The sequence below is a fragment of the Micromonospora sp. HUAS YX12 genome, from assembly GCF_040215685.1.
Taxonomy (GTDB): Bacteria; Actinomycetota; Actinomycetes; order Mycobacteriales; family Micromonosporaceae; genus Micromonospora; species Micromonospora tulbaghiae.
On record NZ_CP157974.1, the window covers coordinates 6,475,786 to 6,497,907 of the forward strand.

Sequence of the window (22,122 nt, forward strand, 5' to 3'; positions counted from 1 at the left end):
CCGGCCAGGACAGCCGAGGCCGCCCGCACGAAAAGGTGAGGCCGCCTCACCGGCCGGGCGTGCCGGGGCGGCGGTCAGGTGGCCGCCGCCGGGTCGGCCGACGGAAGCGTGACTGTCACCTCCAGGCCGCCGCCGGGCTGGGCGACCGCCTTGACCGTGCCGCCGTGCGCGTCGCTGACGGCCCGCACGATCGACAGGCCGAGACCGGAGCCGCGCGCGCCGGTGCGTTCCTGGCCGCCGCGCCGGAACGGCTCGAACAGCCCGGGTACGTCGGCCGGGGCGACCTCGAAGCCGGTGTTCCCCACCACCAGCCAGGACCGTTCCCCGTCGGTGCCGGTGCGGACCCAGATCCGGCCGTGCAGGTGGTTGTAGCGGACCGCGTTCTCCACCAGGTTGCCGGCGAGCCGGTCGAGCAGGCCGGGGTCACCGATCACCGGCGCCGGGCGCAGCGAGGTGTGCACCTTCAGGCCGATGCGCTCCACCTCCCGGGAGACGGCGGACAGCGCGTTCGCGGTGCCGATGGCGAGGTCCGACTCGGCGCGCCGGGCGAGCCGCCGTCCGGTCTGCGCCTCGCTGCGCGCCAGCACCAGCAGCGCGTCGACAAGGCCGTTGGCGCGCTCGGAGGCGTCGCGCACCACGCCGGCCATGCGGCGGTACTCGGCGAGGTCGGCGTCGTCGTCGCTGAGCGTCACGTCGATTTCGGTACGCATCACCGCCAGCGGTGTCCGCAGCTCGTGCGAGGCGTTCGCGACGAACCGCTTCTGCGCCTCGAACGCGCCGCTGATCCGGTCGAGCATGGCGTCGAACGTCTCGGCCAGCTCGGCCACCTCGTCGTCGGCGCCGGACCAGCCGATCCGCTCGTCGAGCGTGGCCTCGCCGAGCCGGCGGGCGGTGGCGGTGACCTGGTGCAGCGGGCGCAGCGCCCGGCCGGCCACCAGGTACGCCCCGGCCACCCCGACCACGCTGATCGCCAGCAGCGCGAGCAGCCCCTTGACCAGCAGTTCCTGTGACGCGGCGTCGACCAGTTGCCGCTGCCACTGCCCGGCGTCGAGCGTGCGCCCGTCGGTGAGCACCACAGTGGTGCCGGGCAGCAGCTCGTCGGTGGGGCGCAGCGCGTCGCGGACCAGCAGCCAGGCGAGCAGCACCAGGATCGCCCCGGCGCCGACCAGCAGCACGCCGTTGAGCAGGGTCAGCCGCAGCCGCAGCGTCGGCCGCACCCGGCGCGCGCTCACTGGCGTACCCCGCCGATGCGGTAGCCCGCACCGACAACCGTGTCGATGAGCGGCGGGTCGCCGAGCTTCTTGCGCAGTGTCATCACGGTGACCCGGACGATGGTGGTGAACGGGTCGGTGTTGGCGTCCCAGACCCGCTCCAGCAGCTCCTCGCTGGAGACCACGGCGCCGCGCGCCTTGAGCAGCTCGGCGAGCACGCCGAACTCCTTGTTGGTGAGGTCGAGCGGCACGCCGCCCCGGCTCACCACCCGCCGGGCCGGGTCGAGCACCAGATCGGCCACCTCCAGCACCGGCGGCGCGGCCGGGGTGGCGCGGCGGCCGAGCGCCTGCACCCGGGCCACCAGCTCGTCGAACGCGAACGGCTTGGCCAGATAGTCGTCGGCGCCGAGCTGCAACCCCTCCACCCGGTCGGCGACGGTGCCGCTGGCGGTCAGCATCAGCACCCGGGTCAGCGCGCCGGAGGCGGCCAGGTCGGCGCAGATCCGGTCGCCGTGCACGCCGGGCAGGTCGCGGTCCAGGATCACCACGTCGTAGCGGGTGACGAACGCCGCCTCGTGCCCGGCGTCGCCGTCGTAGGCGACGTCGACCGCCATCCCGCGCTTGCGCAGCCCGCGCGCGATCGCGTCGGCGAGGTTCCGCTCGTCCTCGACCACCAGTACCCGCATCCCGGCCTCCCACCTCGTGACCCCTGACAACCTAGTGCGGCCGGCAAAGCCCGCCGCCGGAGGAGCCGAGCCGGACCCCGAGACGGCCGTCGAGGCGCACCACTGGGGAGCGCGCGGTGGTGCGCTCCGGCCACCCCGGAACCCAGGGTGTAACTCTTCGTAACTTTGGCACTGGTTCACCGCCGTGTCACGCAGCGTGATGGGTGCTCGCTCGGCCAAACGGGACGGCGAGCGGGCCATATCTCCTTGACCAGCAGAAACGCCGATGCGGTCGCCACCGCCGGAGATACCCCACCGCGCCCTTTGCTCTGCAGCCTCATGCGCAGCGGTAGCCGCGGGTCACCGATGCGCCAGTGGTTGCAGAGCAAAGGGCGCGCGGGAGACAGTGCTGCGGGCGCGCTACGACTACGGTCGGTTACAGCACGACAGGTCGATCGCCGCGTGCGGCGGCACGGGCCGCCGTTGCAGAAGACCTTCGGGTACGCGATGCTCGGCGGCAATGATCGACACGTGCAGCAGCCACCGGTCACGGCCACACCGGACGGGTTCCCGATGAGCGGCCGCGACATCGCGTACCGCCGGTTCCGCTTCCCGGCGGACCGGGACCGGGACCGGGACCGGGACCGGGACCGGGACCGGGACCGTGACCGGGACCGTGACCGGGGGCGTGCGGACGGGCTGCGCGCCGGGCCGGACGGCCTGACGCCCGACGGCGCGGCCGGCCGGGTCACGCACACCGACCCGCACTCCGGTAGCACGGCCGAGTACGCCGCCGGCACCTGGACCTCCCCCGTGACGCCCGTCGGCTTCGCCGTCACCGAGCTGGTGCCCTCCTGGACCGCCGACACCCCGCCCGGCTGCTGGCTGCGGGCCGAGCTGCGCGGCTGGGCCGGCGGCACGGCCACCACCGGCTGGTACGAGCTGGGCCACTGGGCCGCCGACGACAGCGCCGTGCACCGCGCGTCAGTACCCGGGCAGGAGGACGACCGGGCGCGGGTGGCCGCCGACACGCTGCGGGTGACCGGCGCGACAGTGACCGCCTGGCAGGTCCGGATGACCCTGCTCCGACGGCTCGACGCGCCCGCCGGCCCGGTGCTGCGCACGGTGGGCGTGGTCGCCTCCACCGACCCGGCCGGTGACACGCAGGCCGGCAGCGCGGCGGCCGCTGACCCGCCGTCCCCAGGCGTCGGAGATGCCGGCGCCTGGGGACGGGTGCTGGACGTGCCGCGGTACGCGCAACGGCTGCACGCCGTCGGGGAGACCCGCTGGGGTGGCGGCGGCGACTCCTGGTGCAGCCCCACCTGCGTGTCGATGGTGCTCGACTTCTGGGGCGCCGGCCCCACCCCGGACCGGTACGCCTGGGTGGCGCCGCCCGGCCCGCGCCCGCAGGTGGTGCACGCCGCCCGGCACTGCTACGACCACGCCTTCGGCGGGCCGGGCAACTGGCCGTTCAACACCGCGTACGCGGCGACGCACGGGGTGGACGCCTTCGTCACCCGGCTGCGCTCGCTGGCCGAGGCGGAACGGTTCGTGGCCGCCGGCATCCCGCTGGTCGTCTCGGCCGCGTTCACCGCCGGTCAGGTACCCGGCCTGGACTACGACACCCGGGGACACCTCATGGTGCTGGCCGGCTTCACCGCCGACGGCGACCCGGTGCTCAACGACCCGTACGCCCCGGACGACGAGCGGGTGCGCCGCACCGTGCCGCGCGGGCCGTTCGAGAGCGCCTGGCAGGCGGGCAGCGGCGGGATCGCGTACGTGCTGCGCCCGGAGTCGACGCCGCTGCCGCCACCTCCGGCGCAGGCCAACTGGTGATCAGCGGCCGACCGGCCAGGATTCCCCGGATCCGTGCGGCGGCCCGGCGGCCGGCGGGGCGGCGGGGCGGGCGGCTCGCCGGCGGACTCGCCGTGCCGCATCTCCCCCAGTTCGATCACCGGGCTCACGGCAGCCGCCGCACCACGAAGTCGCCGCCGGGCCTGCGGCAGACCAGCAGCGTCACGCCGGTGGTGCAGTCGGTGCCGGTGAGCACGCCCCGGTCGCGGGGTGGATCGCCGGACAGGTTCAGCTCGGCCAGCAGTTGGCGCCCGCCGCCCAGCGGCCGGGTGGCCAGCAGCGGGGCGCCGGACTCGTGCTGCGGGACCAGGGTCCAGCCGCCCAGGTCGGCGACGAGATGCCCGTCGTCCTGGCCGAGCACCGCCAGGCCGCCGTCGGCGTCGGTGTCGAGGGCGCCGACGAGCAGCCGGCCACCTCGCGCCGCCGCCGCGCCCGCCCACCGGTCCACCGTCCAGCGCACCGCGCCGGTCGCCGGGTCGAGCGCTGTCATCCCGCCGGCCTGCCTAACGGCGCAGAGCAGGGCGCCGCAGCTGTCGACGTACCCGACGAGCTTCTGCTCGACGGTCCAGCGCCGCCGGAGCGTGTTCAGGTCGTACGCCTCGATGACCCCACCGGCGTCGCGGATCTCCAGCAGCAGCCCGCGGGCGATCTGAAACCGGCGCGGGCCGGGCCGTCGCACCGGGTGCAGGTCGCGGGCCACGAGCCGCGCGCCGGTGCGCGCGTCCACGACCACCGTCTGCCCGGTCGCCGGGGACAACACCACGCGTTCCGCCCCGGGCCGCCCGAAGTCGAATCCGAGCGCGCCCGTCATCGGCACCGTCCACAACGTACGGCCGCCGGCCGGGTCCACCCCGGTGATCGACGGACTGGTGTCGGATGCGGCCGACTGCATCAGCAGCACCCGGCCCACCGCGAACGCGATTCCGCGCCGGCGCCATGCGTCCGCGCCGGTGGCCGCGTCGTACGTCACCGTCTCCCAGTCCGTGTCGTCGCCGCTCCGGCCGACCACCATCACCCGGCCGTCCTGCTCCCACACCGACACCGCGGTGCCGGCGCCGGGCAGCGGGCTGCGCCACCGCTCCCGGTCTCCCCGATACGCGACGAGTTCCCGCCCGCCACCGGCGGCTCCGCGGTCCGGCCGCACCACGTACACCACGTCGCCGGAGACGAACACGGCCGATCCCAGCCCGCCGGGCAGCGTCCACTGCACCGGGCCTCGTGGCGGTGCCGCGGCGGTGAGCGTGAGCAGCGTCACCAGCAACACCACCAGGCTCCGGAACGGCCGCCCGACCGCACGCGGCGGGCGGAGCGCCGGACCTGGCGAGGCGTCGTCGCGCATCTCCCCCAGATCGATGACGGTCACGACCACCCTCTCCCGCGCGCCGGGCCGCCGCCCGGCCGTGACCGGCCGCGTGACGAACCGCCTGTACGATGGCGCGTCGTGGCCGTGCCCGTGGTGGACCCCTCGTTGAACCCCTCGTCCGTCGAGGCGGACGCCGTCGTGGGCGACCCGCCACGCCGCGCCCGTCGCCGGCCGGCCCGCGCCGACGTGCTGGCCATCGGAGCCTATGTGCTCCTCGGCGTTCTCGTCTGCCTCAACTACTGGGGCGACGTCGAGCACCGCGTCTCCTCGCACCTGCCCACCGACCACAGCTGGTTCGAGTGGCTGTTCGCGCACGGCGCGTACTCGGTGCAGCACCTGGAGAACCCGCTGTTCACCACCCGGCAGAACGCGCCGGACGGGGTGAACATGATGGCGAACACCTCGCTGCTCGGGGTGACGTTGCCGCTGGCGCCGCTGACGCTGCTGCTCGGCCCGCAGGTGATGTACGCGCTCTACCTGGGCGCCGCGCTGTCCGCGACCGCCGCCACGTCGTACTGGGTGCTGTCCCGGCACCTGGTCCGCTCCCGGGCCGCGGCGTTCGTCGGCGGCGCGTTCCTCGGGTTCGCGCCGGGCATCGTGCACCACGCCAACGGACAGCCCAACTTCGTGTCGAACTTCCTGCTGCCGCTGATCGTGGCGCGGGTGCTGCGGCTGGGCGAGCCGGGCCGCTGGCGGCGCAACGGGCTGGCGCTCGGGTTGCTGGTGGCGTACCAGATCTTCATCAACGAGGAGATGCTGCTGCTCACCGCGCTGGCCTGCCTGGTCGTCGTGGTGGCGTACGCGGTGCAGCGGCCCCGCGCGGCCCGCGAGCGGGCCGGGTCGTTCCTGGCCGCGCTCGGTCTCGGCGGCGGCGTGGCGCTGCTGCTGACCGCGTACCCGATCTGGTTCCAGTTCAACGGCCCGCAGTCCTACCGGGGGTTGCAGGGCGGCGTCTTCCACAACTGGGGCGAGGACCTGGTCGCCTTCGTCACGTTCGCCCGGGACACGATCGCCGGTGACGAGGCGGTGGAGAAGACCATCGGCCTGACCGAGCAGAACACCTGGTTCGGCTGGCCGCTGGTGCTGGTGGCGCTGGCCGCGCTGGTGCTGCTGGTCCGCCGCTCGGTGCCGGCCCGGATCCTGGCCGTGCTGGTGGTCGTGTTCACGATCGCCTCGATCGGCCCGGTCGTACGGTTCAACGGCGCGGAGACCGACATCGACGGGCCGTGGGCGTACGTGCCGGACGACCTGCCGCTGGTCGAGATGATGATGCCGACCCGGTTGAGCCTGATCGTGGTGGCCGCCGTCGGCGTGCTGCTCGCCCTGGCATGGGACACGCTCGCCGGTGCCGGCCGCCCGCCGGTACCCGCCCCCCGCTCCGGCGCCGACGACGGCGGGGACGACGGCGGGACGGCCGCGCGCGACACGCGCCGCCGGGTGCTGCGCCTGGCCGGGCTCGTCGCCATCGTCGCCGCCGTGGTGCCGCTGACCCCGCGTCCGCTGCCGGCCGAGCGGATCGACCCGCCGCCGCACTTCATCACCGCCGGCGGCTGGCGGCCGTACGTGCCGGAGGGCCGCACGCTGGTGCCGGTGCCGATCCCGAGCAACGTGCACGGGCTGCACACGCTGCGCTGGAGCGCGCTGACCGGGCACGAGTTCCCGATCCCGGGTGGCTACTTCATCGGCCCGAACGAGCGCGGCGAGGGCGTGTTCGGCGCCCCGAACCGCCCCACCAGCACGCTCATCTACTCCACGATGGACGCCAACGAGGTGCCGGAGATCACCGAGGAGAACCGCCGCCAGGCCGTGGACGACCTGCGCTTCTGGCGGGCCTCGGTGGTGGTGCTCGGGTCCGGCCCCCGCGAGGCGGTGCTGCGCGACCTGATGGCCGAGCTGCTCGGCCCGCCGCAGCGGGTGGACGACGTGTGGATCTGGGACGTCCGCGACCGGGTGTGACGGCCGGCGTCGTCAGCCGACGAGCGGGCGGACGTCCCACAGGTACCCGCCGGGCACGTCCCGGCCGGGGCCGACCAGCGCGTCCACTGTGGCACGTACCGGGTCGCCGGGTGACGAGTCGGCCTGCACCAGCGCCGCCGCCCGCCAGTGCCGCAGGTCGTCGACCGCCTGCCGGCGTTCCGTCTCACCGACCGGCGGCACCCGGCCGGTCTCGGCGGCCCGGCGCAGCAGCAGCGACGTGGGCCGGTCCGGCGCGCCCCAGCGGGCCGCCGGGTCGCCTGCCGACCGCGGGCCGATGAAATAGCCGCCCGGCGCGTCGAACGCCAGCGCGGTGCGCGCCGACCAGAACATGGCGGGGCTGACCGCCGCCCCGGTCACCGGCGGCACCGGCACCAGCGTCCGGCCCGGCGGCACGTACTCCCGCCAGCCGCCGCCGGACACCACGGCCGGGACCGGCGGGACCGGCACCGTGCGGATCGGCGTCGGCGCCAGCGGCAGCAGCGCGGCGGCGACCGCGCCGGCCCACGGCGCCCAGGTGCGCACGCCGCCGCGCCGGACCCGGTCCACTGCGAGCGCCAGCAGCACCCCGAGCACCGGTACGCAGACCAGCGCGAACCGCGCCGGCACCACCAGGTCCAGCAGCGGCACCCCGGCGAGCAGGCGGTACGGGCCGGGCAGCCCGGTGTCGTGCCGGTTCACCACCACCGGGGAACCGAGCGACAGCAACGCGAACAGCAGGCCGCACGCGGCGAGCGCGCGCACCAGCGGCCGCCGCCACAGCCGCACCACCACGAGTACGGCCAGCAGCGGCAGGAACGGCCCGAAGAACGAGTTCTGCTCGGTCGGGTTCGGCGACAGCAGCCCGGCCCGGCGGGCGTCCCCGGCGACGGACTGCCGGGCGGTGGTGGCGAACGAGACCACGTCCAGCCGGTAGCCCTCGGTGTGGAACGGCATGCCGCGGTAGTGGCCCGGCCCGGCGAACTGGAACCACAGCGGGTACGCCAGCAGCACGCCCGCCACCAGCGCGCCGATGCCCAGCCGGCGGGCCACCACGGGCGCGAGCCGGCGGGCGGCGGCCCGGTCGGCCAGCGCGTACGCCCCGGCGAACACCCCGGCTGCGAGCGCCAGGAAGACCAGCACCTCCTCGCCGAGGAACACCTGGTACGCGACGGCCAGCCCGAGCAGCACGCCGTCGCGCCGGACCCGGTCGGTGGCCGGCCGGAACACCAGCGCGAGGATCACCGGCACCAGGAACTGGGCGGCCATGTGCAGGTGCGCCCCGGCCTGCGCGACCATGCCCGGGGCGAAGCCGCAGAACAGGCCGCCCACCGCGGCGGCGGCCCGGGAGCGGACCAGCCGGCGGGCGAGCAGCGCGTACCAGGCGGTGGCGGTGCCGGCGAGGCTGAGCGTCACGGCGACGAGGAAGGCCGCCTGGGAGCCGAACGCGACGGTGACCGGGGTGAGCGGCACGCCCAGCCCGAGCACCGACGTGTTCGCCATCAGGTTCACCCCGTCCGGGGCGTTCAGGGCGCCGCTCCAGAGGGGGTTCTCGCCGCCGGTGACCGCACGGGCGGCCCGGGCCAGCATCCACTCGAACAGCATCTGGTCGCCGGCCTGGTGGAACAGCCGTTCCGGCCGGCGCCACTGGCCGGTGGTGAGCAGGACGGCGAGACCGAGGTAGCCGGCCACCACCAGCACGTCGGCCGGGCGGGGCCGGCGGCGGCGGGGCGCGGGGGCGGGGACCGCCGGTTCGGTCAGGCGGACCGGCTGGTCAGTTTCCGCACGTCCCACAGCCACACGTCCAGCTCCTGCCGTCCGGGGCCGACCAGCTGCTCCACGGTGCGGCGCAGCGGCTCGGCGTTCTGCTCGTCGCGCGGCAGCACCACCACCGCCGCGTTCCAGTGCCGCAGCTCGTCCAGGTAGCGACGGCGCTGCCGATCGTCCAGCTTCGGCGTGCGGCCGGTGGACGATACCTCCCGCAACATCTCGCCGATGCCGCTGGGCCGCCCGCCGAAGCGTCCGGGGTCGCCGGTGACGCCGTTGCGCGGCGCGAGGAAGTAGCCGCCGGGGATCTTGAAGTCGAGGTTGGTGCTGGCCGCCCAGCGCATCGGGTCGGTGTTGCCCATCGCGGGCACCGGCACGGAGACGAGCGTCTGGTCCGGCCCGACGTACTTGCGCCACCGGTCGGCGGTGATGAACTCCGGCACCGGCTCCCGCGTGGTGACCTGCAACGGCATCGGCGCGATCGGCAGCAGCGCGAGGACCAGGCCGGCGGCGGTGAGCTTGCGGGCGGTACGCCGGTCCACGCCGCGCAGCGCCCAGACGCGCCGAACCGCGTACGCGAGCAGGATCGCCACCGTCACTCCGGTGATCAGGCCGAAGCGGGTCGGCACCACGGCGTCGAGCAGCGGCAGCCGTACCAGCAGCTCCCACGGGCCGGTGGCGATCTCCCGGTCCCACCAGGAGATCCGCTCGCCGAGGGAGAGCACGGCGAAGAACAGCCCGGTGGCGGCGAGCGCGCGGACGATCACGTCCCGCCGCAGCCACACCACGATGCCGACGACCAGCAGCGACAGGCTCCAGCCGAAGAACGCGTTCTCCTCCGAGTAGTTCGGCGCGAGGTTGACGTTGGCGCGCTCGTTGCCGCCGAACGTGGGCGAGCCGGGCGCGAAGAACGCGGCGATGTCGTTGCCGTAGTCGCGCACCGCGTCGCTGAGCCCGTGGTAGGCCATCGGCCCGGCGAACTGCACCCACAGCGGGTACGCCAGCAGCGCCCCGGCCAGCGCCGCGCAGACCGCCAGCCCGGCGCCGAGCGGCCGCCAGGCGGTCGTCCACCGCTCGCGCTGCTGCACCACCACGGCGATCAGGAACACGCCCAGTGCGAGCGCGGTGAAGAGCAGGATCTCCTCGTTGATGAACGCCTGCGCGGTGACCAGCAGCGCCAGCAGCACGCCGTCGCGGACCGGCCGGGCCGACCGGGTCAGCACCAGCACCCGCCACACGATGAACGGCAGCAGGAACTGGCTGATGATGTTCGGATGCCAGTTGGCGTGCGACAACATGGCCGGCGAGAACCCGCAGAACCAGGCCGCCACGGCGGCGGCCGGGCGGTGCCGGATCAGATGCCGGGACAGCACCCGGTACCAGGCCGCGGCGGTGCCGGCCAGGCCGAGCGTGACCAGCGTGACGAAGGTGACCGCCGGTCCGAACAGGAGGGTCACCGGCACCATCGGGATGCCCAGCGCCAGGATGGCGGTGTTCGCCATCAGGTTGACGCCGTCGGGGTAGTTGAACTGCTCGGTGAAGAACGGGAACTCGCCGTGCAGCACCACCCGTACCGAGTGGGCCAGGAAGAACTGCACCTGCGCCGGGTCGCTGCTGTAGAGCGCGGCCACCCGCCCGGCCGGGTCGACCCAGATGCCGCTGGTCACCCAGATCGCGGCGAGCAGGAATCCGCCGTACACCGTGAGGTCGATCCGGCGGCGGGTCCACCGCCACCGGCGCGCGCGCCGTGCGCCCGGCGTGGCCGGCGCCTCGGGCGTGGCCGGCGCTTCCGGCGTGGTGGTGGTCGGCGGCTCCGGCTCGGCGGCGACGGTGACCGGTGGTGGTTCCAGGGTGACGGCGCGGTGGCCCGTCGGGGCGGCGGCGTCCGGCGTCGAGGCGCCGCGGGTCTCGGCAGGCGTCACAGTCGGCGGAGTCTACCGGAGCCGGATATTGGTACCCGAATCGCCCGTCACGTTCCGCAGCGGCCGATCGGCCGAAAGGGTGAGCCGGGCGCGGCCGGGTGACCGGTCGTCTCGTACCATGTGGGCTTCCGACCGACGACCGGCGAGGGGATCAGGGTGCTTTCAGCCCGCCGAGGCGCTACGACGGGCACCGCGCTGGCAGCTCTGCTGCTGGTCACGGCCGGTTGCGGGCCGGTCGCCGAACGGCAGCCGGCGGACCTGCGGGTCGGCTACGACAGTCTGGACGGCACCCTCGCGGTGTGGCCGCCGCGCGGCAGCCTCGCCCGCGACGCCGAGGCCACCGCCGCGATCACCACAGCGGTACGCGACTGGCGCTCCCCCGTGGAGGACCGGGTGCACGTGCCCACCTCCGGCATCCTCTTCTCCGGTCAGGTCGCCGGTTCGGCGCTCGCGCTCGTCGCCGCCGACGTGCCCGGTGAGGCCGCCTCCTGGCTGCTGCAACTCGACCGGGACGGGCAGCGCTGGCGGGTCGTCCACGCCACCGAGTACACCGACCCCGGTTACCTGGTCTACTCCGACGTGCTGCCGGTGCGGGAGCCGGCCGGTCGCCGCTACCTCACCTCGGCCCGCGTCGAACGCCTGACCGGACCCGACGGCACGGTGCTCGGCAGCACCGACGGCGTCACCGACCCGGTCGCCGTACCGGCCTGCCGGGCCGTCGAACTGACCGCGACGCTGCGGCCCACGCCGTCGCTGCCGCGCGGCCGGGCCGCGGACCGCGTCCTCGACCTGGGTACGGCCACCGAAGCGCCCCGCTACCCCCTGGTACGCGACGAGACGGGCGCCGGCAGGCGCGCCCTGACCGGACTGGACACCTGCGTGCTGGCCGGTGAGCGGGGTCCGTTCGGCAGTGTGCCGCGCCGCATCGGCGACCGCGAGGCGCCCCGCTCCGCGCCGGAGTCCTGGCCGATGGCGAAGATCGCGACCCGTTCGCTCGGCTCGGTGGCTCTCGGTGACGGCGAGCCGGGCGAGTTGGAGCAGCTCAGCTGGGATACCTCGGCCGGGACGATGACAGCGGTGGTCTATCGGCCGGCCGACGGCGGCACTCCGGTGGTCTCCCCCGCCGACCGGTCCACCACGCTTCAGGCGTACCACCTGCCGATGCCGGGCCGGCCGCTGGCGGTGCTGTCCTGGCGTACCCGGGACGCCTCGTTCTCCGCCCCGCCCGGCACGACCCGGCTGGTCGACCGTCCCGGCCTGGTGGTGGTCGAGCACACCGACCAGAGGCAGACGTTCAGCCTGGCCGGCACCGAGAAGACCTGGTACCGCTCCCTCCCCACCCCCTGACCGCACTCCCCGCCCTCCCCTCCCCCGTTACCCCCCGGTGATCAAGGAGTTTGTGTCACCCAGGCGGCGCCTCGCGCACCCGAACTCCTTGGTCAACAGGGCTAGGGGTGGGTCAGGTGCATGCCGAGGTAGGGGGCTCGGGCCGGGCCGGGGCGGGAGGTGCCGTCGGGGAGCCAGCCGTGGCGCGTGTAGAACGCGCGGGCCCGGGTGTTGCGCTCCCACACCTCCAGCACGCCCCGCACCAGCCCCTCGTCCTGAAGGTGCCGCACGAACAGCGCGTGCAGCGCACTCCCCACGCCTCGGCCCCAGAGCTCCGGATCGACGTGGATCTGGTAGAGCTGCGCGGTCGTACGCGGATCCAGCCCGGACGAGTGCGGCGGCCCCATGGCGAGCACGCCGGCCAGGGTGCCGTCCACGATGGCGCACCGCACCTGCTTGCGCGCCGAGGTGATCGCCGCCGCCCAGCCCTCGCGTTGCTCCCGAGCCAGCTCCGGAGTGAGGATCTCCCCGATCGGCAGCCCACCGGCCCCGTAGTAGGCGACCCGCGCCCGGCTGTGCAACCCGACGATCCCCGAAAGATCCCCGAGCCCGGCCTCCCGCACCTCCACAAGACCCTCCCTGGGCATCAGAGATCAGAGATCCGGCGATCTTGCGGTTGCGGCCCTCCGAAATCGGGCGAAGCCGACATCAGGAGGGCCGCAAGTGCAAGATCAACGCGGGCGCCGAGCGCGAACCCCAAGGGGCGGGTCAGCTCTGGGCTCGGGCTCCGTTGGGGGCCGGGTCGACCGGGGCGGCGTCCAGGCCGGAGATCCAGCCGGTGACGTCGCGCGCCACGTCCTGCGCGGTCAGCCGCAGGTCGGCCAGGATCTGCGCGCGGGTGCCGTGCGGGTGCCAGCCGGCCGGTACGCCGAGATCCTTGACCGGTACGCGGACGTCGGCGTCGCGCATCGCCTGGGCCAGCGCGGAACCGACGCCGCCGATGCGCACGCCGTCCTCGACGGTGACCACGAGCCGGTGCCCGGCGGCCAGCTCGACCAGTTCGGCCGGCACCGGGCGCACCCAGCGCGGGTCGACCACAGTGACGCCGTACCCCTGCTCGGCGACCCGGGCGGCGACCTCGACGCCGAGGCCGGCGAACGAGCCGACCGCGACCAGCAGCACGTCGGTACGCGCCGACTCGGCCAGCACGTCGACCGGGCCGACCCGGCGTACGGCGGGCAGGTCGGCGGCGACGGTGCCGGTCGGGAAGCGCAGGATCGTCGGGCCGTCGTCCACGGCGATCGCCTCGCGCAGCTCCTCGCGCAGCGTGGCCGAGTCGCGGGGCGCGGCGATCCGCAGACCGGGCACCACGCCGAAGACCGACATGTCCCAGATGCCGTAGTGGCTCGGCCCGTCCGGGCCGGTGATGCCGGCCCGGTCCAGCACGAACGTGACCGGCAGCTTGTGCATCGCCACGTCCAGCAGCACCTGGTCGAACGCGCGGTTGAGGAACGTGGCGTAGACCGCGACCACCGGGTGCAGCCCGCCCATGGCCAGACCGGCCGCGGAGGTGGCGGCGTGCTGCTCGGCGATGCCCACGTCGTACACCCGCTCCGGGTACCTGCGGGCGAGCGTGGCGATGCCGGTGGGCTCGGCCATGGCGGCGGTGATGCCGACCACGTCGGGGCGCTCGTCGGCGATCGCGACCAGCTCGTCGGCGAAGACGTTCGTCCACTTCACCGACGGCACGGCGAGCAGCTTGCCGGTCTCGGCGTCGAACGCGCCGGGGCCGTGCAGGCAGTCGGCCTCGTCGTCCTCGGCGGGACGGTAGCCGTAGCCCTTGCGGGTGACCGCGTGCACGATCACCGGGCCGCCGAAGTTCTTCGCCGCGCGCAGCGCCGCCTCGACCGCCGGTACGTCGTGGCCGTCGACCGGGCCGACGTACTTGATGCCGAGGTCCTCGAACATGGCCTGCGGGGCGACCGCGTCCTTGATGCCCTTCTTGACCGCGTGCAGCACCTCGTACATCGGCTTGCCGACGAACGGGGTGTTGCCCAGCGCGTCCTTGACGGTGTCGAGCACCTTCTCGTAGCCGGGGTTGAGCCGCAGCGAGGACAGGTGGTCGGCGAGGCCGCCGATGGTCGGCGAGTAGGACCGGCCGTTGTCGTTGACCACGATGACGAGGGGGTTGCCGGCGGTGGCGATGTTGTTCAGCGCCTCCCAGCACATGCCGCCGGTGAGCGCGCCGTCGCCGACGACGGCGACCACTGAGCGCTTCTCGCCGCGCAGCGCGTACGCCTTGGCCAGCCCGTCGGCGTACGACAGGGCGGTGGAGGCGTGCGAGTTCTCGATCAGGTCGTGCTCGCTCTCCGCCTGGCTGGGGTAGCCGGAGAGGCCACCGCGCTGGCGGAGCTTGTCGAAGCCCTCCTGCCGGCCGGTGAGGATCTTGTGCACGTACGCCTGGTGTCCGGTGTCGAAGAGGAGCCGGTCACGCGGGGAGTCGAAGACCCGGTGCATCGCCAGGGTCAGCTCGACCACACCGAGGTTGGGGCCGACGTGCCCGCCGGTGCGGGAGACCTTGGCGATCAGGAAGTCACGGATCTCGGCGGCGAGGATGTCCAGCTGCTCGGTGGTCATCCGCTTCACGTCCTGCGGGCCGCGGACGGTGCCCAGCAGCCGACCCTGGTTGGCCGTGCCCTCTTCAACACTCATGACCGGAGAGTCTATCGGCCGCGGAACAGTCCGCAGCCCGGCCGTGCATCGACCCAGGTCAGGCATCCACCACCAGCCTGCGGGGCGCGGGTGGGCGCGGCGCGGCGGCGGACGGCCCGGCCGGGGTCCAGGAGCCGAGCACGGCGGCCCGGGACGCCCCGGTCACCGACGGCACCGCGCCCGGCAGCCCGTGCCAGGACAGCCAGCCCAGCAGCGCGAACGCGTACGCCTCCTTGGCCTGGGCGGGCACGCCCAGCTCGTCGGTGGTGCGCAGCCGCCAGCGCCCCTCGCCGAGCGCGGCCAGCCGCGCCCGGAGTGTGGGATTGCGCACTCCCCCGCCGGCGGCGACCACCTCGGTCACCCTATGCCGGTCGCAGGCGTCGGCCACCGTGCGGGCGGTCAGCTCGGTGAGCGTGGCCAGCACGTCGTCGGCGTCCACCGGCTCGTCGAGCGCGGCCAGCGCGGCGTCCAGGTAGCCACCGTGGAACAGCTCCTTGCCCGTGGACTTGGGCGGCAGCGCGGCGTAGTACGGCTCGGCGAGCAGCCGGGCCAGCAGCGCCTCGTGCACCCGCCCGGCCGCGGCCCGCGCGCCGTCGACGTCGCAGGGCCGGTCCAGGAAGCGGCGGGCGGCGGCGTCCAGCAGCGCGTTGGCCGGGCCCACGTCGTACCCGAGGACGGGCGCGCCGGGCGCGACCACTGTGAGGTTCGCGATCCCACCCAAGTTCAATGAGGCCCGGGCCGCTGTGCTGGCCGCGCCCCTCGCTGCGCGCGGGGCGGGAGCCGGGTCGAGCAGCAGCGCGTCGAACGCCGGGACCAGCGGCGCGCCCTGACCGCCGGCCGCCACGTCCGCCGAGCGCAGGTCGTGCAGCACCGGTACGCCCACCCGGGCGGCCACCCGGGCCGGCGCGCCGAGCTGGAGCGTGCCGCGCACCCGGCCGTCCTGCACCCAGTGGAAGACGGTCTGGCCGGGCGACACGACCGCGTCCGCAGTGCCCCCGGCCAGTTCGACGCCGGCCGCCGCCGCCTCCGCGAACACCTCGCCGAGCCGGTTGTCCAGGCGGCAGACCGCCTCGATCGTGGTGGCCGCCGGGGGCAGCAGCGCGCCGATCTCGGCCCGCAGGTCGTCCGGGTACGCCAGCTCCCGGTGCCCGAGCGGCCGCAGCCGCAGCGTGTCGCCGTCGGCGGTGAACTCGGCCGCGACCACGTCCACGCCGTCGTAGGACGTGCCCGACATCAGCCCGACGATGCGCAAGGAAGGGCCCCCTCTTTAACGGATCCGGTAGTGAAAGGGCCCCTTATTAACGCGATCAACGCGCGGAGCCCGGGACAAGATCAACGCTGCGGGGGCAGGAACAGGCCCACCAGCTCCACGTGCTGGGTCATCGGGAACAGGTCGAAGCCACGAAGCTCGGCCAGCCGCCATCCCGCCTCGGTGAACGTGCGCACGTCCCGGGCGAAGGCGGCCGGGTCGCAGGCCACGTAGGCGACCGCGCGCGGCCCGGCGGCCGCCACCGCACGGACCACCGGGGCGCCCGCGCCGGAGCGCGGCGGGTCGAGCACCACCAGGTCGACCGGGCCGGTGATCCGCCGCCGGGACAGCGCGGTCTCCACCCGGGCCGCCACCACCTCGACGCCGGCCAGGCCGGCCAGGTTCTCCCGGGCCGCGGCCACCCCGTCCGGCGCCGACTCGACGAGCGTCACCCGGGCGCCGCCGGCCCGTCCGGCGAGCGCGGCGGCGAACAGGCCGGCCCCGCCGTACAGGTCCCAGGCCGTCTCGCCGGGCCGCGGGTCGAGCAGGTCGAGGACCGCGCCGGTCAGCGCGTCCGCCGCGGCCGGGTGCACCTGCCAGAACCCGGAGGCGGGCAGCGTGAAGGACCGCCCGGCCGCCGTCTCCCGGACCCGCTCCGGCCCGCTCACCGCCGTCGGAACCCCATCGGTGTACGCGACCACGGCGACGTCCCCGCCGGTGCTGGCGACCGTCTCCACCGCGTCGGCGTCCGGCCAGCGGGCGCCGGTGGGCGGGAGCACCGGCAGCTCCTGGATCGCCGGGTGCGCGATCAGGCACCGCTCGATCGGCACCACCTCGTGCGAGCGGTGCTTGAGCAGCCCCGCCCGGCCGGCCGCGTCGACCGCGTAGCGGACCCGGGAACGCCAGCCCAGCGGCCCGCCGGGCAGCGCCTCGATCCGTACGCCGAGCGCGTCGATCTGCTCCGCGGTGAGGCCGCCCAGCCGGGTGAGCTGCTCGCGCACCACCGCCAGCTTCCAGTCGAGCTGGGCGGCCGGGGCGACGTGCTGGAGGTCGCAGCCGCCGCACCGGCCCGGCCGGGCGTACGGGCACGGCGGGGTGACCCGGTCCGGCGAGGCGTCCAGGATCTCCACCGCGTCGGCGCGGGCGAAGCCCCGGTGCAGCTCGGTCACCTCGGCCACCACCCGCTCCCCGGGCAGCGCGTGCCGGACGAAGACCACCTGCCCGCCGACCCGGGCCACGCAGTGCCCGCCCGGCGCGACCGTGTCGACTGTCAGCTCGACCCGCTCGGCCTCCTCCAGCCCGGGCCGCTCGGCCACCGGACCGGGGCGGTCTACGGCGCTCATGGCTGCTCCTCCCGCTCGGCGGAGGGTGTGGACGCCACCGGCGGCGGCAGGGTGCTCTGCGGCGCCACCCGGGGGCCGCGCGCCGGGCCGCGGCTCAGCGTGGCGTCCAGCCGGTCCAGGTTCTTGCTCGCGGTGGAGGCGAGCTGCCACGGCACGCTGGTGACCATCACGCCCGGCTCGAACAGCAGCCGGCCCTTGAGCCGCAGCGCGCTCTGGTTGTGCAGCAGGTTCTCCCACCAGCGCCCCACCACGTACTCGGGAATGAAGACGGTGACCACGTCGCGGGGCGACTCCCGGCGCACCGACGCGACGAAGTCGAGGATCGGACGGGTGATCTCCCGGTACGGGGAGTCGATCACGGTGAGCGGCACCGGCAGCTCGCGGCGCTCCCAGTCGGCCTGGAGGTCGCGGGTGTCCTGCTCGTCCACGTTCACGGTGACCGCGGTGAGCGTGTCCGGCCGGGTGGCCCGGGCGTACGCGACGGCCCGCAGCGTCGGCTTGTGCAGCTTGCTCACCAGCACGATGGCGTGGTTGCGGGCGGGCAGCACGCCCCGCTGCTCGGTCGGCTCCAGCTCCTCGGCGATCCGGTCGTAGTGGCGGCGGATGCCGAGCATCACCACGTACATCACGGCCATCGCGACGATCGCGATCCAGGCGCCGAGCAGGAACTTGGTGGCCAGCACGATGATCAGCACGACGCCGGTCATGGCCATGCCGAACGTGTTGATCGCCCGGGAGCGGATCATCCGGCGGCGCGCCTCCGGGTCGCGCTCGTGGCGCAGGTGCCGGTTCCAGTGCCGGATCATGCCGGCCTGGGAGAGCGTGAACGAGACGAACACCCCGACGATGTAGAGCTGGATGAGCTTGGTCACCTCAGCCTGGAAGCCGACGATCAGCACCACCGCGAAGACGGCCAGGAAGAGGATGCCGTTGGAGAACGCCAGCCGGTCGCCGCGGGTGTGCAGCTGGCGGGGCAGGTAGCGGTCCTGCGCGAGGATCGAGCCGAGCACCGGGAAGCCGTTGAAGGCGGTGTTCGCGGCCAGGAACAGGATCAGCGCGGTCATCCCGGCGACCACGTAGAGCAGCACCGAGCCGCCGCCGAACACGGTCTCGCCGAGCTGCGTGGTGACCGTCTTCTGCACGTACCCGTCCGGGCCGGAGACGATCTGCCTGCTCGGATCCTCGACGAACTGGAGGCCGGTGAGGCGGGCCAGCCAGATGATGCCGACGAGCATGGCCACCGCGATGCCGCCGAGCAGCAGCAGCGTGGTCGCCGCGTTCTTCGACTTCGGGCTCTTGAACGCCGGTACGCCGTTGGAGATCGCCTCCACGCCGGTGAGCGCGGCGCAGCCGGAGGAGAACGTACGCAGCAGCAGGAACACCAGCGCGAACCCGGTGACGCTGTGCTCGGCCTGGATCTCCAGGCCGGCGCTCGGCGCGCGCAGGTCGTCGCCGAGCACGAAGATGCGGATCAGCCCGGTCAGCAGCATGCCGCCGATCACGATCACGAAGCCGTACGTGGGGATGGCGAAGGCGGTGCCCGACTCGCGCAGGCCGCGCAGGTTGATCGCGGTGAGCAGCACCACCGCGCTGACCGCGATGAGCACCTTGTGGGTGGCCACGAACGGCACCACCGAGCCGAGGTTCGCCACGCCGGAGGAGACCGAGACGGCGACGGTGAGCACGTAGTCGACGAGCAGCGCGCTCGCCACCGCGAGGCCGGCCTTGGGGCCGAGGTTGACCGTCGCCACCTCGTAGTCGCCGCCGCCGGAGGGGTAGGCGTGCACGTTCTGCCGGTAGCTCGCCACCACCGTCAGCATGACCACGACGACCGCGAGCGCGACCCACGGCGAGAAGAAGAACGCCGAGGCGCCGGCGATGGACAGCGTCAGGAGGATCTCGTCCGGGGCGTACGCGACGCTGGAGAGCGCATCCGAGGCGAAGACCGGCAGCGCGATGCGCTTCGGCAGCAGGGTGTGCTGGAGGCGGTCGGACCGGAACGGTCGACCGAGGAGGAGTCGCTTCAGCAGCGAGGTGGGTCGGGCCACAACCGCCAAGCGTACGACCACCGGGCGCCGGGCGCGGGGGTGGTCGATCACCGGTGCGCGGGCCCGCGCGGTACGGTCGGTCCCCCTGTCCGGGGCGGGACGTGGCAGGCTCGCAGACGACGGGTCGGCGGGCGGCACCGTGGGAGGAGCGGACACCGTGCATGTGGTGATCATGGGCTGCGGCCGGGTCGGGTCGACCCTGGCCCACAGCCTGGAGTCCCGGGGGCACTCGGTGGCGGTGATCGACCAGGACGCGGACGCGTTCCGCCGTCTCGGGCCCGGCTTCGCCGGCATCACCGTCACCGGCGCCGGCTTCGACGGCGAGGTGCTGCGCCAGGCCGGTATCGAGCGGGCCGACGCGTTCGCGGCGGTGTCCAGCGGCGACAACTCCAACATCATCTCGGCCCGGCTGGCCCGGGAGACGTTCGGCGTGTCCCGGGTCGCGGCCCGCATCTACGACCAGCGCCGCGCCCAGGTCTACGAGCGGCTCGGCATCCCCACCGTGGCCACCGTCCGGTGGACCGCCGACCGGATGCTGCGCCACCTGGTCCCCGAGGGCAACGTGGAGATCTTCCGCGACCCGACGAGCACCGTCTCGATCATCGAGGTGCCGGTGCACAAGGACTGGATCGGCCGGCCGCTGCGGCAGCTGGAGCAGGCCGTCGGCGCCCGGGTGGCCTACCTGAACCGGTTCGGGATCGGCACCCTGCCCACCGCCTCCACCGTGGTGCAGGAGGGCGACCAGGTCTACATGCTGGTGACCGACGACATCAACGGCCCGGTCACGTCGGTGGCGGCGGCGCCGCCGGAAGGGGGGCACTGAGCCATGCGGATCGCCATCGCCGGCGCCGGCAACGTGGGCCGCTCGATCGCCCAGGAGCTGATCGACAACGGCCACCAGGTGATGCTGATCGAGCGGCAGCCGAAGATGCTGCGGCCCGACCGGGTGCCGGCCGCCGACTGGGTGCTCGCCGACGCGTGCGAGCTGGCCAGCCTGGAGGAGGCCGACGTGGCCGGGTGCGACGTGGTGGTGGCCGCCACCGGCGACGACAAGGTCAACCTGGTGGTGTCGCTGCTGGCCAAGACCGAGTTCGCGGTGCCCCGCGTGGTGGCCCGGGTCAACCGGGCGGAGAACGAGTGGCTGTTCACCGAGCAGTGGGGCGTGGACGTCGCGGTGAGCAAGCCGCGGGTGATGGCGGCGCTGGTCGAGGAGGCGGTCACCGTCGGCGACCTGGTCCGGCTGATGACGTTCCGGCAGGGCGAGGCGAACCTCGTCGAGATCACGCTGCCGCCGACCGCGCCCTACGTGGGCCAGCCGATCCACGCGGTGCCGATCCCCCGGGACGCGGCGCTGGTGGCGATCGTGCGCGGCAAGCGGGTGCTGGTGCCGACCCCGGACGACCCGATCGAGGCCGGTGACGAGCTGGTCTTCGTCTGCACCGCGGCGGTGGAGGACGACGTGCGGGCGGTGATCCTCGGTCCGGCCAGCGCGGCCCGGCACCGGGACCGCTCCTGAGGCGTCAGGAGCCGGGCAGCGGGGTGGGTGCGGTCTCCCGGGTGACCCGGCGCACCACCCAGACCGTGATCAGCAGCAACAGCGCGTACGGCGGGTAGCCCAGGGCGAGCCGGGCCACGCCGAGCGCGGTGTCCTGGTGGGCCAGGTAGAGCCCGGCCTGCACGCCGACCTTGGCCAGCCACACCACGCCCCAGAGCACGGTGAGCTGGGTGAAGGTACGCACCAGCTTGGGGTCGTCGCGCCACTCGGAGCGGCCCTTGGCCACCAGCACCGACCAGATCCAGCCGACCAGCGGCTGCCGGATCGCGGCCGACAGCAGCAGCGCCAGGCCGTACCCGATGCCGTAGAGGATCCCCGGCAGGTAGAAGTCGCGCTCGTCGCCGGTGCGCAGCGCCAGCAGCGCGCCGATGCCGACGCCGAACAGCCCGTTGACCGCGTGCCGCACCGGCTTGCGCTGGGCCAGCCGCAGCCCGGCGATCAGCAGCGCCACCGCCACCGAGGCGTACACGGCGGGGCGCAGCTCGCCGATCACGTTGGCGACCACGAAGACCACCACCGGGATGCTCGACTCGACCAGCCCGCGCCATCCGCCGAGCTGGTCGGCCATCTGCTCGGCGAGGCTGGGCAGCCGCTCCTCGTCCTGCGGGCCGAGGCCCGACGGGGTGTGCTGCTGTCCGGTCGTCACTTCGGCGACTCCAGCTCGTAGTACGGGTTGTAGATCACCTTGCGGTCGTCGCGCACCGCCACCCGGCCGCGCGCGGTCAGGTGCCGGCCCGGCTCGATCCCGGCGATGTGCCGGCGGCCCAGCCAGACCAGGGTCACCACGTCGTTGCCGTCGTAGAGGTCGGCTTCCAGCGTGGGCAGGTTCGTGCGGGGCGTGTAGACGACGGTACGCAGCCGCCCGGCCACCGACACCACCTGACCCCTGTTGCACTGGTGGGCGGGCGTGCCGCCGGACTCGGCGCTCTCCCGGCGCAGCTCCTGCGCCTCGATCTCGGCCTCGCTCGCGGTGAGCCGGTGCAGGAGCCGCCGCAGCGACCCCCGGCTCTCGTCGGTCGTCATGACCTCCGCGTCACCCTCTCCACAGCGGGGCCCCGCGGGCGGCGGAACCGTCCCGCCAGCGTACGCGCAGTGGCCCGACGGCGGGAGCGGCGTGGCGCGTACGCCGGCCGGGACCGGACACGCCGCGGGCC

At 74.4% G+C, this 22,122-nt stretch carries 17 protein-coding genes; 5 read left to right on the plus strand and 12 right to left on the minus strand.

Annotated elements, in window-relative coordinates; all coding sequences use genetic code 11:
* Nucleotides 1–74: 74 nt before the first annotated feature.
* The gene (locus ABIH81_RS30670; RefSeq protein WP_349878311.1) at nt 75–1,232 is read right to left on the minus strand and encodes a HAMP domain-containing sensor histidine kinase; all 1,158 of its coding nucleotides are present in this window, start codon (nt 1,230–1,232) and stop codon (nt 75–77) included.
* Nucleotides 1,229–1,897, minus strand: coding sequence for a response regulator transcription factor (locus ABIH81_RS30675; protein ID WP_018788976.1), 669 nt, complete (start codon nt 1,895–1,897; stop codon nt 1,229–1,231). The genes ABIH81_RS30670 and ABIH81_RS30675 overlap by 4 nt, the downstream gene beginning before the upstream one ends.
* A 441-nt stretch (nt 1,898–2,338) precedes the next feature.
* Here ABIH81_RS30675 and ABIH81_RS30680 point away from each other — a divergent pair, with 441 nt between their 5' ends.
* The gene (locus ABIH81_RS30680) at nt 2,339–3,712 is read left to right on the plus strand and encodes a peptidase C39 family protein (RefSeq protein WP_349878312.1); all 1,374 of its coding nucleotides are present in this window, start codon (nt 2,339–2,341) and stop codon (nt 3,710–3,712) included.
* Nucleotides 3,713–3,836: 124 nt separating this feature from the next.
* Here ABIH81_RS30680 and ABIH81_RS30685 read toward each other — a convergent pair whose 3' ends face one another.
* A complete protein-coding gene (locus ABIH81_RS30685) occupies nt 3,837–5,093 on the minus strand; it encodes a PQQ-binding-like beta-propeller repeat protein (RefSeq protein WP_349878313.1) in 1,257 nt (418 codons plus the stop codon).
* A 93-nt stretch (nt 5,094–5,186) separates the two neighbouring features.
* Between ABIH81_RS30685 and ABIH81_RS30690 the strand changes: the two genes are divergently transcribed.
* Entirely contained in the window at nt 5,187–7,049 is a 1,863-nt protein-coding gene (locus ABIH81_RS30690) for a hypothetical protein (RefSeq protein ID WP_349881252.1), read from the plus strand.
* Between the two features lie 12 nt (nt 7,050–7,061).
* Here ABIH81_RS30690 and ABIH81_RS30695 read toward each other — a convergent pair whose 3' ends face one another.
* Together ABIH81_RS30695 and ABIH81_RS30700 are read right to left on the minus strand one after the other, a co-directional pair.
* Nucleotides 7,062–8,846 carry a hypothetical protein gene (locus ABIH81_RS30695; protein WP_349878314.1) on the minus strand — a complete coding sequence of 595 codons (1,785 nt, stop codon included), beginning with the start codon at nt 8,844–8,846 and terminating at the stop codon, nt 7,062–7,064.
* Entirely contained in the window at nt 8,804–10,735 is a 1,932-nt protein-coding gene (locus ABIH81_RS30700; RefSeq protein ID WP_349878315.1) for a hypothetical protein, read from the minus strand. The genes ABIH81_RS30695 and ABIH81_RS30700 overlap by 43 nt, the downstream gene beginning before the upstream one ends.
* Before the next feature lie 156 nt (nt 10,736–10,891).
* Here ABIH81_RS30700 and ABIH81_RS30705 point away from each other — a divergent pair, with 156 nt between their 5' ends.
* Complete coding sequence (locus ABIH81_RS30705) at nt 10,892–12,082, plus strand: hypothetical protein (RefSeq protein WP_349878316.1); 1,191 nt, start codon at nt 10,892–10,894, stop codon at nt 12,080–12,082.
* Between the two features lie 101 nt (nt 12,083–12,183).
* Here ABIH81_RS30705 and ABIH81_RS30710 read toward each other — a convergent pair whose 3' ends face one another.
* The 5 genes from ABIH81_RS30710 to ABIH81_RS30730 all read right to left on the minus strand — a co-directional run bounded on the left by ABIH81_RS30710 (nt 12,184) and on the right by ABIH81_RS30730 (nt 19,413).
* A complete protein-coding gene (locus ABIH81_RS30710; RefSeq protein ID WP_349878317.1) occupies nt 12,184–12,690 on the minus strand; it encodes a GNAT family N-acetyltransferase in 507 nt (168 codons plus the stop codon).
* Nucleotides 12,691–12,829: 139 nt separating this feature from the next.
* Nucleotides 12,830–14,773, minus strand: a complete 1,944-nt coding sequence (gene dxs / locus ABIH81_RS30715; RefSeq protein WP_349878318.1) for a 1-deoxy-D-xylulose-5-phosphate synthase — start codon at nt 14,771–14,773, stop codon at nt 12,830–12,832.
* Nucleotides 14,774–14,831: 58 nt separating this feature from the next.
* On the minus strand, nt 14,832–16,007 hold the full coding sequence (locus ABIH81_RS30720; RefSeq protein ID WP_349878319.1) for an anhydro-N-acetylmuramic acid kinase: 1,176 nt from the start codon (nt 16,005–16,007) through the stop codon (nt 14,832–14,834).
* A 98-nt stretch (nt 16,008–16,105) separates the two neighbouring features.
* The gene (locus ABIH81_RS30725; RefSeq protein ID WP_349878320.1) at nt 16,106–17,365 is read right to left on the minus strand and encodes a TRAM domain-containing protein; all 1,260 of its coding nucleotides are present in this window, start codon (nt 17,363–17,365) and stop codon (nt 16,106–16,108) included.
* The gene (locus ABIH81_RS30730) at nt 17,362–19,413 is read right to left on the minus strand and encodes an APC family permease (RefSeq protein WP_349878321.1); all 2,052 of its coding nucleotides are present in this window, start codon (nt 19,411–19,413) and stop codon (nt 17,362–17,364) included. The genes ABIH81_RS30725 and ABIH81_RS30730 overlap by 4 nt, the downstream gene beginning before the upstream one ends.
* Before the next feature lie 157 nt (nt 19,414–19,570).
* Here ABIH81_RS30730 and ABIH81_RS30735 point away from each other — a divergent pair, with 157 nt between their 5' ends.
* Together ABIH81_RS30735 and ABIH81_RS30740 are read left to right on the plus strand one after the other, a co-directional pair.
* Nucleotides 19,571–20,236, plus strand: a complete 666-nt coding sequence (locus tag ABIH81_RS30735; protein ID WP_349878322.1) for a TrkA family potassium uptake protein — start codon at nt 19,571–19,573, stop codon at nt 20,234–20,236.
* Between the two features lie 3 nt (nt 20,237–20,239).
* Complete coding sequence (locus ABIH81_RS30740) at nt 20,240–20,929, plus strand: TrkA family potassium uptake protein (RefSeq protein ID WP_349878323.1); 690 nt, start codon at nt 20,240–20,242, stop codon at nt 20,927–20,929.
* A 4-nt stretch (nt 20,930–20,933) separates the two neighbouring features.
* Here ABIH81_RS30740 and ABIH81_RS30745 read toward each other — a convergent pair whose 3' ends face one another.
* On the minus strand, nt 20,934–21,614 hold the full coding sequence (locus tag ABIH81_RS30745) for a DUF3159 domain-containing protein (RefSeq protein WP_091419970.1): 681 nt from the start codon (nt 21,612–21,614) through the stop codon (nt 20,934–20,936).
* Nucleotides 21,611–21,991 (minus strand): OB-fold nucleic acid binding domain-containing protein, encoded by a 381-nt coding sequence (locus ABIH81_RS30750; RefSeq protein WP_013284795.1) that lies wholly within the window; start codon nt 21,989–21,991, stop codon nt 21,611–21,613. The genes ABIH81_RS30745 and ABIH81_RS30750 overlap by 4 nt, the downstream gene beginning before the upstream one ends.
* Between the last annotated feature and the right edge of the window lie 131 nt (nt 21,992–22,122).

Bases quoted from the DNA above. Each gene is read 5' to 3' on its own strand.
- ABIH81_RS30720 (WP_349878319.1), bottom strand. From the start codon at position 16,007: ATGTCGGGCACGTCCTACGACGGCGTGGACGTGGTCGCGGCCGAGTTC.
- ABIH81_RS30675 (WP_018788976.1), bottom strand. From the start codon at position 1,897: ATGCGGGTACTGGTGGTCGAGGACGAGCGGAACCTCGCCGACGCGATC.
- ABIH81_RS30725 (WP_349878320.1), bottom strand. From the start codon at position 17,365: ATGAGCGCCGTAGACCGCCCCGGTCCGGTGGCCGAGCGGCCCGGGCTG.
- dxs (WP_349878318.1), bottom strand. From the start codon at position 14,773: ATGAGTGTTGAAGAGGGCACGGCCAACCAGGGTCGGCTGCTGGGCACC.
- ABIH81_RS30740 (WP_349878323.1), top strand. From the start codon at position 20,240: ATGCGGATCGCCATCGCCGGCGCCGGCAACGTGGGCCGCTCGATCGCC.
- ABIH81_RS30750 (WP_013284795.1), bottom strand. From the start codon at position 21,991: ATGACGACCGACGAGAGCCGGGGGTCGCTGCGGCGGCTCCTGCACCGG.